General features: G+C 72.3%; 15 protein-coding genes and 1 riboswitch. Of the genes, 8 read left to right on the top strand and 7 right to left on the bottom strand.

Going from position 1 to position 13,846, the window contains the following annotated elements; all coding sequences use genetic code 11:
• Positions 1 to 132: 132 nt before the first annotated feature.
• The 3 genes from AB0F03_RS29485 (at position 133) to AB0F03_RS29475 (ending at position 2,692) form a co-directional block, all read left to right on the top strand.
• Positions 133 to 636 carry an ATP-binding protein gene (locus AB0F03_RS29485; protein WP_361997288.1) on the top strand — a complete coding sequence of 168 codons (504 nt, stop codon included), beginning with the start codon at positions 133 to 135 and terminating at the stop codon, positions 634 to 636.
• A 77-nt stretch (positions 637 to 713) separates the two neighbouring features.
• Positions 714 to 1,508 (top strand): polysaccharide deacetylase family protein, encoded by a 795-nt coding sequence (locus tag AB0F03_RS29480; RefSeq protein WP_361997286.1) that lies wholly within the window; start codon positions 714 to 716, stop codon positions 1,506 to 1,508.
• Positions 1,508 to 2,692 carry a hypothetical protein gene (locus AB0F03_RS29475; protein ID WP_361997284.1) on the top strand — a complete coding sequence of 395 codons (1,185 nt, stop codon included), beginning with the start codon at positions 1,508 to 1,510 and terminating at the stop codon, positions 2,690 to 2,692. The genes AB0F03_RS29480 and AB0F03_RS29475 overlap by 1 nt, the downstream gene beginning before the upstream one ends.
• A 7-nt stretch (positions 2,693 to 2,699) precedes the next feature.
• Here AB0F03_RS29475 and AB0F03_RS29470 read toward each other — a convergent pair whose 3' ends face one another.
• Entirely contained in the window at positions 2,700 to 3,338 is a 639-nt protein-coding gene (locus AB0F03_RS29470) for a GNAT family N-acetyltransferase (RefSeq protein ID WP_361997282.1), read from the bottom strand.
• A gap of 166 nt (positions 3,339 to 3,504) precedes the next feature.
• On the opposite strand from AB0F03_RS29470, the gene AB0F03_RS29465 reads away from it, so the two are divergent.
• Both AB0F03_RS29465 and AB0F03_RS29460 read left to right on the top strand, forming a co-directional pair.
• Positions 3,505 to 3,717, top strand: a complete 213-nt coding sequence (locus AB0F03_RS29465; protein ID WP_361997280.1) for an EF-hand domain-containing protein — start codon at positions 3,505 to 3,507, stop codon at positions 3,715 to 3,717.
• Between the two features lie 184 nt (positions 3,718 to 3,901).
• Entirely contained in the window at positions 3,902 to 4,564 is a 663-nt protein-coding gene (locus AB0F03_RS29460; protein WP_361997278.1) for an NAD(P)-binding domain-containing protein, read from the top strand.
• A 16-nt stretch (positions 4,565 to 4,580) separates the two neighbouring features.
• On the opposite strand, the gene AB0F03_RS29455 is transcribed toward AB0F03_RS29460, so the two are convergent.
• The 6 genes from AB0F03_RS29455 to gcvT all read right to left on the bottom strand — a co-directional run bounded on the left by AB0F03_RS29455 (position 4,581) and on the right by gcvT (position 10,832).
• Positions 4,581 to 5,135, bottom strand: a complete 555-nt coding sequence (locus AB0F03_RS29455) for a glycoside hydrolase family 25 protein (RefSeq protein ID WP_361997276.1) — start codon at positions 5,133 to 5,135, stop codon at positions 4,581 to 4,583.
• A gap of 36 nt (positions 5,136 to 5,171) precedes the next feature.
• On the bottom strand, positions 5,172 to 6,203 hold the full coding sequence (locus tag AB0F03_RS29450; protein ID WP_361997274.1) for a phosphatidylinositol-specific phospholipase C domain-containing protein: 1,032 nt from the start codon (positions 6,201 to 6,203) through the stop codon (positions 5,172 to 5,174).
• A 244-nt stretch (positions 6,204 to 6,447) separates the two neighbouring features.
• Entirely contained in the window at positions 6,448 to 7,815 is a 1,368-nt protein-coding gene (locus tag AB0F03_RS29445; RefSeq protein ID WP_361997272.1) for an L-serine ammonia-lyase, read from the bottom strand.
• 103 nt (positions 7,816 to 7,918) lie between these two features.
• A complete protein-coding gene (gene glyA, locus AB0F03_RS29440) occupies positions 7,919 to 9,184 on the bottom strand; it encodes a serine hydroxymethyltransferase (RefSeq protein ID WP_361997270.1) in 1,266 nt (421 codons plus the stop codon).
• 14 nt (positions 9,185 to 9,198) lie between these two features.
• Complete coding sequence (gene gcvH, locus AB0F03_RS29435) at positions 9,199 to 9,576, bottom strand: glycine cleavage system protein GcvH (RefSeq protein ID WP_361997268.1); 378 nt, start codon at positions 9,574 to 9,576, stop codon at positions 9,199 to 9,201.
• A 137-nt stretch (positions 9,577 to 9,713) separates the two neighbouring features.
• Entirely contained in the window at positions 9,714 to 10,832 is a 1,119-nt protein-coding gene (gcvT, locus tag AB0F03_RS29430) for a glycine cleavage system aminomethyltransferase GcvT (protein WP_361997266.1), read from the bottom strand.
• A 157-nt stretch (positions 10,833 to 10,989) separates the two neighbouring features.
• Positions 10,990 to 11,093, bottom strand: a riboswitch (glycine riboswitch).
• Positions 11,094 to 11,255: 162 nt separating this feature from the next.
• Here gcvT and AB0F03_RS29425 point away from each other — a divergent pair.
• From AB0F03_RS29425 to AB0F03_RS29415, 3 genes are all read left to right on the top strand, one after another.
• The gene (locus AB0F03_RS29425; RefSeq protein ID WP_361997264.1) at positions 11,256 to 11,948 is read left to right on the top strand and encodes an AAA family ATPase; all 693 of its coding nucleotides are present in this window, start codon (positions 11,256 to 11,258) and stop codon (positions 11,946 to 11,948) included.
• A 92-nt stretch (positions 11,949 to 12,040) separates the two neighbouring features.
• A complete protein-coding gene (locus AB0F03_RS29420; RefSeq protein WP_361997262.1) occupies positions 12,041 to 12,832 on the top strand; it encodes an enhanced serine sensitivity protein SseB in 792 nt (263 codons plus the stop codon).
• Between the two features lie 157 nt (positions 12,833 to 12,989).
• Entirely contained in the window at positions 12,990 to 13,805 is an 816-nt protein-coding gene (locus AB0F03_RS29415) for an enhanced serine sensitivity protein SseB C-terminal domain-containing protein (protein ID WP_361997261.1), read from the top strand.
• The last annotated feature ends 41 nt before the right edge of the window (positions 13,806 to 13,846 follow it).

The raw sequence follows: 13,846 nt of genomic DNA, 5'->3' as shown, positions 1-13,846 counted from the left end.
GTCGGACAGGTTGTGCCGGACGCTGCCGTGCCGAAGGCATATGCCGGTCGCACAGGGTGGAACAGGGGCGTGCGGGGGGCGTATTCCTCCGGAACGGCCCCCGAGGACACACCGGACGGCCATCATGGGGGCATGGCGGGGCTGGAGGGCATCGAGCAGCCGCGGGGACAAGGCCGCACAGCCGCGGCACGCTGGTCGCCCGCGGTCGAGGACGAACAGGCGCTCAAGGCGCTCGAACTGTTCGGAAACCCCGCGGAGGCGGAAGTGCCGCTGCCGTCCCGCCCCGAATCCGCGGCCACCGCCCGCCGCCTCGCCCAGGTCGTCGTCCTGCGCACCTGGCGGCTCACCCCGAAGCTGGCCGAGGACGCCGTCCTGCTCGTCTCCGAACTCGTCGGCAACGCCGTACGGCACACGGGCGCCCGCGTCTTCGGCCTGCGGATGCGCCGCCGCCCCGGCTGGGTCCGGGTGGAGGTCCGCGATCCCTCGCGCGGGCTGCCCTGTCTGATGCCGGTCCAGGAGCTGGACGTCAGCGGACGCGGCCTGTTCCTCGTGGACAAACTCTCCGACCGCTGGGGCGTCGACCTGCTGCCGCGCGGCAAGACGACCTGGTTCGAGATGCGGGTCGCCGACCGCTGACACCGCTCCCGGCGCCGCGACCCGAAATCGCCCCCCGATCGGGCTAATCGGCCGTTTTCCCGGCCATCACGCCTTAAATGGTGCGAGTGACCTCCACCAACCGACGCGGAGTGCTGCGCGCGAGCGCGGGGCTCGTCGCCGGCGGCGCGTTCGCCGCCGGTTGCGGCACCGGCCGGGCCGCCCCGCCCGCCGCCCCGGCCTCCGGCTCCCCGACGACCGCCGCCCCCGCCGCGCGCCCCGCGGCGGCCCCCGCCCCCCGCGCCTACCCCGGCCTGCCCGCCCAGATCACCCACGGCCCGCGCACCCGCCCCCAGGTGGCCCTCACCTTCCACGGCCAGGGCGACCCCGCCCTCGCCCGCTCCCTGTTCACCGAGGCCGAACAGCGCGGCGCCCGGCTCACCGTGCTCGCCGTCGGCACCTGGCTGGACGGGCACCCGGACCTCGCCCGCCGCATCCTCGACGGGGGCCACGACCTCGGCAACCACACCCAGCGGCACGTCTCCGTCAACGCGATGTCCGAGGCCGACGCCCGCCGGGAGATCACCGACTGCGCCGAACGGCTACGGCGGCTCACCGGCTCCATCGGCACCTGGTTCCGCCCCTCCCGCGCCCCCACCGCCACCCCGCTCGTCACCCGGCTGGCCCACGCCGCGGGCTACCCGCACGTGCTGTCGTACGACGTCGACTCGCTCGACTACACCCGCCCGGGCGCCGCCGCCGTCACCCGCACGGTCCTCGACACCGTGCGCAACGGCTCGGTGGTGAGCCTGCACCTCGGATATCCGGACACGGTCGCCGCCCTCCCCGACCTCCTGACCGAACTCGGCCGTCGCGGACTGCGCGCGGTCACCACCACGGAGCTGCTGAGCTGATGCGAACCACGAAAGCCGCCCGCCTGCTGGCCGCCGGTGCCGCCGTCACCGCCCTGACCCTGCTGTCCGCGTGCGACGGCGGGAGCGGGTCCCACGCGGCCCCCGCCAGCAAGGCCCCGGTCCAGCCGGAGGTGCGCAGACAGCCCCGGGTGCACGTGCTGCCCGGGATGCCGCCGGTGGAGGACCCGGCCGACATCTACGCCGCCGACCGGCCCGGCCGGCTCTCGCCCGTGGTCCGGGGCTTCCCCTCCCGCGTGTACGTCCCCAACACCAACTCCGACACGGTCACCGTCATCGACCCCGCGACCTACCGGGTCATCCGCACCATCCCGGTCGGCCGCCAGCCCCAGCACGTCGTACCGTCCTGGGACCTGAAGACCCTCTGGGTCAACAACGACCTCGGCAACAGCCTCACTCCCATCGACCCCAGGACCGGCAAGGCCGGCGAACCGGTCGACGTGCACGACCCGTACAACCTGTACTTCACGCCCGACGGTAAGTACGCCGTGGTCATGGCCTCCATGGACCGCCGGCTGGTCTTCCGCGACGCGCACACCATGAAGGTCGTCAAGTCCGTCCCGGTCAGCTGCCACGGCGTCAACCACGCCGACTTCTCCACCGACGGCCGCTACTTCATCGTCTCCTGCGAGTTCAGCGGTGAGGTGCTGAAGGTCGACACCGCCCGGATGAAGGTCGTGGCCCAGGAGAAACTGCCGTTCCAGGGCGCCATGCCGCAGGACGTGAAGATCTCCCCGGACGGCAAGCTGTTCTACATCGCCGACATGATGGCCAACGGCCTGTGGATCCTCGACGGCGACAAGTTCACCCGGCCCCGTTTCCTCGCCACCGGCAAGGGCGCCCACGGCCTCTACATCAGCCGGGACTCGCGGGAGATGTACATCTCCAACCGCGGCGAGGGCACCATCTCGGTCTTCGACTTCACCCGCGACCGCCTGACCAGGAAATGGGACCTGCCCGGCGGCGGCAGCCCCGACATGGGCGGCGTCTCCGCCGACGGCAAGGTCCTGTGGCTGTCCGGCCGCTACAACGCCGAGGTCTACGCCATCGACACCCGCACCGGCACCCAACTGGCCCGCATCAAGGTCGGCAGCGGCCCCCACGGCCTCGCCGTCTACCCCCAGCCGGGCCGCTACTCCCTCGGCCACACCGGCATCTTCCGCTGACGCCCGCTCAGCCCTCCGGGGCGAGCAGCAGCGCCTCCGCGCCCACCGGGCGGTAACCGGCCGCCAGGAACGCCCGCAGGCTGCGGGCGTTCCCCGGGGTCACCTGCGCCCACAGCGGCTCCGTGACCAGGTGCCGGGCGGCGGTCACCAGCAGCCGGCCCAGCCCCCGGTGGTGTACGTCCCCGGCCACCTCGACCGACACCTCGAGGCGTCCGGCGACCCCGCGCCCCATGACGAGCACCCCGCCCTCGGCGGTCCAGGCGCGCACCGCGTCCCGGCGCCCCCGGGCGTACCGGATCCGGGGATGGCCGGCGTCCCGGATCTCCCGCAGCGCGAGCGGCGGTCCGCCCGGCAGCGGGGAGCCCACCAGCAGCGCGTCGACCGTCTCGGCCCGCCGCCCCGTCCGGTCCATGAGGGCGGCCAGGAAGCGGGGGTGCATCGGCGCCGCCAGGGGATCGCAGTCCAGGGCGCCCAGTGTCCGCGCCACCCAGGCCGGGTCCTCGTCCGTGAAGACGACCGCGTGCGCGGTGAAGGACAGCACCCCCGCGTCCCGCGGTGACGCCTGCGGCAGGATCGTCGTACCGCCGTCGGGCGGCGGGAAGACACCGGCCGCCGCCGCACCGAGAACGTCCTGCAAGGTCTTCAAGGCCACCCCTTCGGTCTCCACCCACCCTACGACCGGACGCGCGAACGCCGTCGGCGGCGACGGCGCCAGGGTGGTCGCCGCACCCCGCGTTCCCGCGGGCCGTTAATCTGACCAGCGACAGAACGCCGGTACGGCATGTGACACACGAGCAAAAAGGGGCGGATCGGTGGCGGACATCGAGGAAGCACGCAAGCAGTTCCAGCGGATCGACGCGGACGGTGACGGATTCATCACCGCGGCGGAGTTCAAGTCCGCCCTGGCCCAGCAGGGTGACTGGAACGTCACCGAGACGGTGGCGGAGGCCATCATCCGCACCCGTGACGTCAACGGCGACAAGGTGCTGTCGTTCGACGAGTTCTGGGCCTACCTGAGCAAGTGACGCCGGCAGGGGGTGTCCGTCCCACGGGGACCGGGCGCCCCCGCGCCGTCCACGGGCCCGCTGCGCCGCCGCAGGTCCGTGGCGTTCACCCGGTCGCCGCGGCGGTGGAATAGCCCGCCGCCCCGCACGGTTGTCGACCCACACGACGCATGCACATGCATCGACAACCCCGGAAGGGCCTGTCATGAAGATCGGCATCATCGGCGCGGGCAACATCGGCGGCAACCTCACCCGGCGGCTCACCGCCCTGGGCCACGACGTCTCCGTGGCCAACTCCCGCGGCCCCGAGACACTCAAGGACCTGGCGCAGGAGACCGGCGCGACCCCGGTCCGGGCCGAGGAGGCCGCCAGGGACGCCCAGGTCGTCGTCGTCACCGTCCCCCTGAAGGCGGTCCCGGACCTGCCCGCCGGGCTGCTGGACGGCGCGGCCGAGGGCGTCGCGGTCATCGACACCGGCAACTACTACCCGCAGCAGCGCGACGGCCGGATCGCCGCCATCGAGGACGAGGGCCTGACCGAGAGCCGCTGGACCGAGCGGCACCTCGGCCACCCGGTGATCAAGGCTTTCAACGGCACCTACGCGCAGGACATCCTCGACCGCGGCCGTCCCGCCGGCGACCCCGAGCGCATGGCCCTCCCGGTCGCGGGCGACGACGAGGATGCCAAGCGGACCGTGCGCGACCTGATCGGGGAGCTGGGCTTCGACACGGTCGACGCGGGCGGCATCGACGACTCCTGGCGCCAGCAGCCCGGCACCCCGGTCTACGCCCTGCGCGCCGGCACCGAGGCCGTGCGCAAGGCCCTGGCCGAGGCGCCCCCGGAGCGCCCGGCGGACTTCCGGGGCTGACGCCTGGGCACGGCTCCTACGGCGTGGCCCACGCGCGCAGGTCGTCCTGCCGCGCGAACCGGGCCACGTCCTTGTCGTGCGGCTCGCTGGTGTACTGGTGGAACAGCCAGTCGGCCTTGATGCGGGGCTTGCCGGCCGTGACGTAGTCGGCGATCCAGAGCCCGTCGCCCGCGTACGAGGTGGTGTCGACGGTCAGCCAGAAGTGGCGGTTGCAGTAGAGGACGACCCGGTTGTCCGGCCGCAGTTCCTTGAGCCTGCGCAGGAAGCGGTCCTTCTCCGCGTTGCTCGCGTGCGTGCCGTCGCCGGTGGTCTCCCAGTCGACGGCGAGGATGTCACCCGGCCGGTCGGGAGCGTGCCGGAGAAAATAATCGGCCTGGGCGGTGAGGTCGCCGGGCCACAGGAAGTGGTAGAAGCCGACGACCAGTCCGGCGTCACGGGCCCGCTTCGTCTGCGCGGCGAGCCGGGGACTGGCGTAGGAACGGCCCTCCGTCGCCTTGACGAAGACGAAGGAGAGGCCGTCCGTGGCATAGGAGGAGGACTGATAGGCGCTGACGTCGATGCCATGGAGCATGGGGGAGTTGTGCCCCCTGCGGCCGTGGCCGGAACCTCAGCCCCGGGTCGTCACCGAACTCAGTACGGCCGGTGACTTCGCCGACCAGTCCGAGGTGATCAGACTCGCGTGGTGCTGGGCCAGCAGCGCGAGCCGGGCGGTGACTTCGGCGTCCGTCGGGTTGGTGGCGGAGATGGCGGGGGAGACGTTGTGGGCGTCCGTCGTGATCAGGATGTAGTGGTTCGCGGAGTAGAACGAGGTGTCGTAGCCGTTGTTGACGTAGGTGGCCGCGTCACCGTCGAAGAACACGAACCAGGGCCGGATCGAGGCGTCGTAGCGGCTGGTGCGCGGGTCGCCGCCGGCGGCGCCGAGCACCGCGGGGAAGGCCTGGGCCGCGGAGATGTTCCCGGCCGCGGACAGGTCGCGCAGGTGGTCGCCGTACTCCTCGTCCGTCCAGTAGGTGTCGAACGGGTTGGACTGCTCCACCGTGCCCGGGATCAGTTCGAAGAGGAACTTGCCCCGGAGGGCGTCACGGGCGGGCCAGGCGTCGGCCTTCGCTGCGGCGTCCAGCGTGCCGTACGTCCCGCCCAGCAGGGCGGCCGGCTTGTACACGCTGCTGCCGAGCTTCTGCGCGACGAGCGTGTCGAACTCGTCGGGTCCGAGGCCCGATCTGTCGTTGAAACCGACCTTCATCTCGACCTTGACGACGATCGGCGGGTGGTCGGGGTGCAGCTGGTTCCAGGCGGCCATGTTGTCCAGGCAGCTGCCGAGGTCCTGGTTGCGGCTCTTGCTGTACAGCTCGGCCGGGGTCTTCGCGGCCTCGCAGTTGTTGTCGTCGCCCAGCGGGTTGCTGTGGCTGACCCGCCAGCGGTGGCTGACGGTGTCCGCGTACACGTCCAGCTCCAGCAGCGAGGCGCCCGAGTCCAACGCCTGTGCGAAGTAGGTGTACTTGGCCTTGTCGTACGCGTTGTGCGTGCCGACGGCCGTCGTCGCGGAGAACTTGGGCGACGCCGCGTGCGCGTTGCCCGGCGCCATCACCAGCAGAGCGGCGGCTCCCAGCAGCGCCGCCGCCCGTCTCAGTCTGAGCATGTGTCAATTCCCCTTCGCAGTCGCCGAGTTCGGCGGCAGCGTAGGGGCATGCGGTTACTTAGGGGTAGCCCTTGGGGGAACAGCGGTCAGCACTCGATCGGCAGGCTCGAGCGGTCCCGGCTCACCTACTGGGGTTCACGGGCATAGGCGACCCCGGCGACACTCCGGGGACGTTCCGCCGCACAGGCAGGGAAAGGCCCTGACGGCGCCGAAAGACACCGACGCGCCGGTCAGGGCCGCCCGGTCAGCACTCGATGATGTTCACCGCGAGTCCGCCCCGGGCCGTCTCCTTGTACTTGACGCTCATGTCCGCGCCGGTTTCCTTCATGGTCTTGATGACCTTGTCCAGGGACACCTTGTGGGAGCCGTCGCCGCGCATCGCCATCTTCGCGGCCGTGACCGCCTTCACCGCGGCCATGCCGTTGCGCTCGATGCACGGGATCTGCACCAGGCCGCCGACCGGGTCGCAGGTCAGGCCCAGGTTGTGCTCCATGCCGATCTCGGCCGCGTTCTCGACCTGCTCGGGGGAGCCGCCGAGCACCTCGGCGAGGGCGCCGGCCGCCATGGAGCAGGCGGAGCCGACCTCGCCCTGGCAGCCGACCTCGGCGCCGGAGATGGAGGCGTTCTCCTTGAAGAGCATGCCGATCGCGCCGGCCGCCAGCAGGAACCGTACGACTCCGTCCTCGTCGGCGCCGGGGACGAAGTTGATGTAGTAGTGCAGGACCGCGGGGATGATGCCGGCCGCGCCGTTGGTCGGGGCGGTGACGACCCGGCCGCCGGCGGCGTTCTCCTCGTTCACGGCCATCGCGTAGAGCGTGATCCACTCCATGGCGTGCGCCAGCGGGTCGCCCTCGGCGCGCAGCTGGCGGGCCGAGACGGCCGCGCGGCGGCGGACCTTGAGACCGCCGGGCAGGATGCCCTCGCGGGACATGCCGCGCTGCACGCACTCGCGCATCACCCGCCAGATCTCCAGCAGGCCCTCGCGGATCTCCTCCTCGGTGCGCCAGGCCCGCTCGTTCTCCAGCATCAGCGAGGAGATGGACAGGCCCGTCTCGCTCGTGCGGCGCAGCAGCTCGTCGCCGGTGCGGAAGGGGTACTTCAGGACGGTGTCGTCCAGCTTGATGCGGTCCGCGCCCACCGCGTCCTCGTCGACCACGAAGCCGCCGCCGACCGAGTAGTACGTCTTGGAGAGCACCTCGGCGCCGTCGGCGTCGTACGCCAGGACGGTCATGCCGTTGGCGTGGTAGGGCAGCGCCTTGCGGCGGTGCAGGACCAGGTCGTCGTCGAAGGAGAACGGGATCTCGTGCTCGCCGAGGATGTTCAGCCGTCCCGCCCGCTTGATCGTCTCGACCTGCTCGTCGGCCGTCTCGACGTCCACCGTGCGCGGTGAGGCGCCCTCCAGGCCGAGCAGCACCGCCTTCGGGGTGCCGTGGCCGTGCCCGGTCGCGCCGAGCGAGCCGTACAGCTCGCAGCGCAGGGCCGCGACGGAGCCGAGCAGCTCCTCGTTGCGCAGCCGGCGGGCGAACAGGCCGGCCGCGCGCATCGGGCCGACCGTGTGGGAGCTGGACGGGCCGATGCCGATCGAGAACAGGTCGAAGACCGAGATGGCCACGGGTGACTCCTCAATGCGGGGGGTGGTGCAAAAGGCGGTACAGGGTGCGGGCACCGCGCACCTCCGGTTCCTCCAGTGTGCGCGGTGCCCGGCGAAAGGTGACTTACTTGTTCAGCCCCGGGTACAGCGGGTGCTTGTCGGCCAGGGCCTTCACCCGGACCTTGAGCGCCTCGGCGTCGTAGGACGCCTTCAGCGTCTCGGCGATCACGTCCGCGACCTCGGCGAAGTCCTCGGCCGTGAAGCCGCGGGTGGCGAGGGCGGGCGTACCGATCCGCAGGCCGGAGGTGACCATCGGCGGGCGCGGGTCGTCCGGGACGGCGTTGCGGTTGACCGTGATGCCGACCTCGTGGAGCCGGTCCTCGGCCTGCTGCCCGTCCAGCTCCGAGGCACGCAGGTCCACCAGGATCAGGTGCACGTCGGTGCCGCCGGACAGGACGTTCACGCCGGCCTCGCGGGCGTCCGCCGCCGTCAGCCGCTCGGCGAGGATGCGCGCGCCCTCCACCGTACGGCGCTGGCGCTCGGCGAACTCCTCCGAGGCGGCGACCTTGAAGGAGACCGCCTTCGCCGCGATCACGTGCTCCAGGGGGCCGCCCTGGAAGCCCGGGAAGACGGAGGAGTTCAGCTTCTTCGCGAAGTCCTTCTTCGCGAGGATGATGCCGCCGCGCGGGCCGCCGAGGGTCTTGTGGGTCGTGGAGGTGACCACGTCCGCGTACGGCACCGGGTTCGGGTGGAGACCGGCGGCGACCAGGCCCGCGAAGTGCGCCATGTCGACCCAGAGGTACGCCTCGACCTCGTCGGCGATCCGGCGGAACTCGGCGAAGTCCAGCTGACGCGGGTACGCCGACCAGCCGGCGATGATCACCTTCGGGCGGTGCTCCTTGGCCAGCCGCTCGACCTCGGCCATGTCGACCAGGCCGGTCTCCGCGTCCACGTGGTACGCGACCACGTCGAACTGCTTGCCGGAGAAGTTCAGCCGCATCCCGTGGGTCAGGTGGCCGCCGTGTGCCAGGTCCAGGCCGAGGATGGTGTCCCCGGGCCGGGCCAGGGCGAACAGGGCCGCCTGGTTCGCGGAGGCACCGGAGTGGGGCTGCACGTTGGCGTACTCGGCGCCGAACAGCTCCTTGACCCGGTCGATGGCGATCTGCTCGGCGACGTCGACGTGCTCGCAGCCGCCGTAGTAGCGGCGGCCCGGGTAGCCCTCGGCGTACTTGTTGGTGAGGACCGAGCCCTGGGCCTCCATCACCGCGAGCGGCGCGAAGTTCTCGGACGCGATCATCTCCAGCGTGGACTGCTGGCGGTTCAGCTCCGCGTCGACCGCGGCGGCGATCTCCGGGTCCAGCTCGTGGAGGGACGTGTTCAGGACAGTCATGGGGCTACGACTCCTCAGCCGGCGGTGTGGGCGGCGTACTCGTCGGCGGAGAGCAGGTCGGCCGGCTCCTCGGTGACCCGTACCTTGAACAGCCAGCCGCCCTCGAAGGGCGCGGAGTTCACCAGCGAGGGGTCGTTGACGACATCCTCGTTGATCTCGGTGATCTCACCGCTGACCGGCGAGTACAGGTCGGAGACCGACTTCGTCGACTCCAGCTCACCGCAGGTCTCGCCCGCCTCGACGGTGGAGCCGACCTCGGGGAGCTGGGCGTAGACCACATCGCCGAGCGCGTTGGCCGCGAACTCGGTGATGCCGACCGTCGCGACGCCGTCCTCGGCGGTCGACAGCCACTCGTGCTCCTTGCTGTAGCGCAGCTGCTGGGGGTTGCTCATGGCCTGGATTCTCCTGTACGCGCGGGAGTGCTGATGAAGGGGGGACGGTAGGACCTGCTGGTGAGCAGGGGAAATGTGCGCAGGGTCACGTCCGGCGACGCGGGGCGGGGCGCCGGGAGCGCCGCAGCGCCCAGTGTCTACTTCTGGCGCTTGTAGAACGGCAGCGCCACGACCTCGTACGGCTCGTGGGTGCCCCGGATGTCCACGCCGACGCCCTCGGTGCCCGGCGCCGCGTACGCCGCGTCGACGTACGCCATGGCGATCGGCTTGCCCAGGGTGGGGGAGGGGGCACCGGAGGTGACCTCGCCGATCACCTGGCCCCCGGCGACGACGGAGAACCCGGCGCGCGGCACCCGGCGGCCCTCGGCGACCAGGCCGACGAGCACCCGGGGCGCGCTCGCCTCGGCCCGGGAGGCGGCCCCGGCGAGCGCCTCACGCCCGACGAAGTCCCCCTCCTTCTCGAACTTGACGACCCGGCCGAGCCCGGCGTCGAAGGGGGTGAGCGCGGTGGTCAGCTCGTGCCCGTACAGCGGCATGCCCGCCTCCAGGCGCAGGGTGTCCCGGCAGGACAGGCCGCACGGCACCAGGCCGACGCCCTCGCCGGCCTCGGTCAGCGCCTGCCACAGCCGCACGGCGTGCTCCGGCCGCACGAACAGCTCGAAGCCGTCCTCGCCGGTGTAGCCGGTGCGGGCGATCAGCGCCGGGACGCCGGCGACGGTGCCGGGCAGACCGGCGTAGTACTTCAGCCCGTCCAGGTCGGCGTCGGTGAGCGACTTCAGGATGCCGGGGGACTCCGGGCCCTGCACGGCGAGCAGCGCGTAGGCGTCCCGGTCGTCGCGGACCTCGGCGTCGAAGCCGGCGGCCCGCTCGGCCAGCGCGTCCAGCACCACCTGGGCGTTGGAGGCGTTGGCCACGACCATGTACTCGGTCTCGGCCAGCCGGTAGACGATGAGGTCGTCCAGGATGCCGCCGTCGGCCCGGCAGATCATGGTGTAACGGGCGCGGCCGACGCCGACGGAGGCGATGTTGCCGACCAGGGCGAAGTTCAGGAGGGCGGCCGCCCCGGCGCCGCTCACGGTGATCTCGCCCATGTGGGAGAGGTCGAACAGGCCGGCCCGGGTGCGCACCGCGAGGTGCTCGTCGCGCTCGGAGCCGTAGCGCAGGGGCATGTCCCAGCCGGCGAAGTCGGTCATGGTCGCGCCGAGCGCGCGATGCACGGCATCCAGCGCGGTGTGGCGGAGTTCGGTGCTGCTCATCGGTCGGTCGTCTCCCAGGGCATACGGACGGGGCGAGGAACGTTCCTCCCCATCTGTCATCGGAACCTGAGAGGTTCGCCGTGACCGCCACGGGGACGATCACGGTTTGCACCTTGGGTGGGACCACTGGACACAGCGGCCCGCTTTTCAGATGTGCCTCGCCCGCGCGGTAACGGGGCCTGAGAGATTCAAGGGAGGGACTTGCTCCTTCGGCGCCCCAGACGGTCCAACGGGACCTGGGGACTCTCCCGCGCGGATTCAAGCGGCCGGTATGCAGTTGGCGGGCACATCATTGCACGCGAGCCCGGCTTCTGTAACCGACCTGTGGCACGACCCGCACCGAACCACCGGCCAGTGGGCATTACCTTCCCTTTAACTTCAAGGGGCAGGACATGACCGAGCCCACAGGGGAGGACGACCACGGTGAACAGGACCACGGCGTACGTCACCGCCGCCACCACCGGCCTCGCGGTGCCGGAGCAGCGCTCCGCGCCCGCCACCGCCCGCGAACGTCACCCCGCGCGCCCGGTCCCGGTCGTCCGTGACCTGCGCGACCGCGCCGGCCGCAGCCCGCGCGCCCTCGTCTTCGGGCCGCGGGACGTGGTGGTGATCACCGGCCTGCCCGGCAGCGGCAAGTCCACGCTGATGCGGCGCGCGGTCGCCGGCCACCGCATCGACTCCCAGGACGCCCGCGACCGCTTCGCGGCCCGCCTGCCCCGCTTCCTGCCGTACGCGCTCTACCGCCCCCTGGTCCGCCTCGCGCACTACGCCGGACTGCGCCGCGCGCTGCGCACCGGCGGCGGCGTCGTCGTCCACGACTGCGGCACCCAGCCCTGGGTGCGCGGCTGGCTCGCCCGCGAGGCCCGCCGCCGTGGCGGCACCCTGCACCTGCTGGTGCTCGACGTCGCCCCCGAGACCGCCCGCGAGGGCCAGCGGGAGCGCGGCCGGGGCGTCTCCCGCTACGCCTTCCGCCGGCACCGCCGTACCGCCGCCCGGCTGCTGCGCGCGGTCGAGCGGGGCGAACCGCCCATGGGCTGCGGCTCGGCGCTGCTGCTGGACCGGGCCGCCGCGGACACCCTGCACCGCGTGGACTTCGCCGCCCCGGACCCCCGCTGACGCGGCGCGCGTGTCCCCGGCGGAGCCGCGATGTCACAGCCACCCGATAGCCTTCGACCTCACAGCAGTGGTTCCCAGCAGGCGGTAGGCAGATGGACTTCCCGGCGGACCTTCCCGCGGACTTCCCGGCACAGACACACCCCCACCCGCACGGCGGTTGGCCCGGCAACGAACTGGAGGAGGTGCTCTCGGCCTCCCTCGGCGTCCCCACGGCGGGCGGCCGGATCATCGAGGTCCTCGGCCGCAGCTTCCTGTGGATCCCGCTGCCGGCCGGCGGCGGTCCGGACAGCGGCCCGCTGGACCTGCCCACCGTCGACATCGAGGGCCAGGTGTACGTGCCGGTCTTCAGCTCCGAGGAGCAGTTCCGGCAGGCGGCCGGCTCCCACATGTCGTACGCCGTCGCCCCCGCCGTGGAGTTCGCCCGTGGCCTGCCGCCGCAGGCGGGCCTGGCCGTGAACCCGGGCGGCGTGATCGGCATCCCGCTGCCGCCCGAGGCCGTGGCCGAACTGTGCCGGGTGGGCCGCACCCCGCTCGACGGGCCCGGCAGCGGCGGCCGGGTCCGCCTCTTCGAGCCCGACTGGCAGGACGACCCGGTCGACTTCCTCTCCGCCGCCTCCGCCGAGTTCGCGGACACCGGCGTGGTGGTCACCGCCCGCCGCTGCCTGGCCGCCGTCGAGACGGCCGAACCGGTGATGTTCGTCGGCGTGGAACTCTCCCAGTGGGAGGGCGACCTGCGCACCGCGCCCCTGGAGGCCCTGGGCCGGGCGCTGGGCAGGGTCCCGGTGAAGTGGCCGGTCAACCTCGTCCTCATGGACGTCACCGACGACCCGGTGGCGAACTGGCTGAAGGCGAACGTCCGCCCCTTCTACCGTTTCGGCCACTAACGGCCGGGGCGCGGAGCCGGGCCGGCACGCGATGGTGCGCCGGGCGCGGCACGCCACCGCGCGCCCGCCCCCGTGTACGGCCACGAGGTCCCGGGCCACCGGGCGCTTAAGCTGTCCCCCAACGCGGGGCACTCCACGAGAAGGGGCGGTAAGACAGGTGAGCGCGAGCCCGAGCGGCAGCGTCGAGCACATGCTGCGCCAGGTCACGCCTGGACGTTACGACTACGACGCCTACGAGGCCCTGCTGCGCGCCCTCGCCGCCCCCTCCTCCGGCCAGATCTGGATGTTCCTGTGGCACGGCCAGGCCGGTTCCCCGGACGCCCAGTACGGCGACATGGAGATCGACGGCATCCACTACGCCCCCTGTGTCACCTCCGCCCAGGAACTCTCGGCCAGCGGCTGGAACCGCTCCTACGAGGTGGTCGACGGCCTCGACGTGGCCCGCACCCTCTACCCCGACCACTACGGCCTGTGGCTCAATCCGCACGCCCCGGGCGGCGGCGTGGGCATCCCCTGGCTCGACCTGCGCCGCATCGCCACCGGCCTGGACCGCCAGCCCGCCGGCCCCCTGAGCCTGTCGGAACCCGGCATCGAGATCCCGCAGTTCTACGCCCTGCTCGCGCAGAACGCGCACCGCACCCCCGCGCTGCGCTCGCTGCGGCGCGCCTGGGTGCAGCCCGCGCTCGGGGCGCCGTACCTCGCCCTCGGCCTGGACGTGTACGACACCTCCCCGGCGGCGGTCGACTCGGTGCGTGCGATGATGCAGCAGTCGGTCGGCGCGGTCCCGGAGGGGCTGCCGGTGTCGACGGTCGTGATGACCGACGGCTACGACCCGGTGGTCATGTGGATGCGGGCCAACGCGCGTCCCTTCTACGACCGCGAGGCGCACGCCGTCGCCCCGCCGCCCCGGCCCCCGCTCCAGATTCCGCCGGCGACCGGCTACGGCTACCCGCCCGCGCACGGCGGCTACTGACCAACGGGCGAGCATGTCAAGAGGTTTGAGCGGGGTCACGG

This window comes from Streptomyces sp. NPDC028722, from assembly GCF_040637655.1.
In the GTDB taxonomy this organism is placed as follows: Bacteria; Actinomycetota; Actinomycetes; order Streptomycetales; family Streptomycetaceae; genus Streptomyces.
The sequence above is the reverse complement of the archived record's forward strand: the minus strand, read 5'-3'. Positions and strand labels throughout refer to the sequence as shown.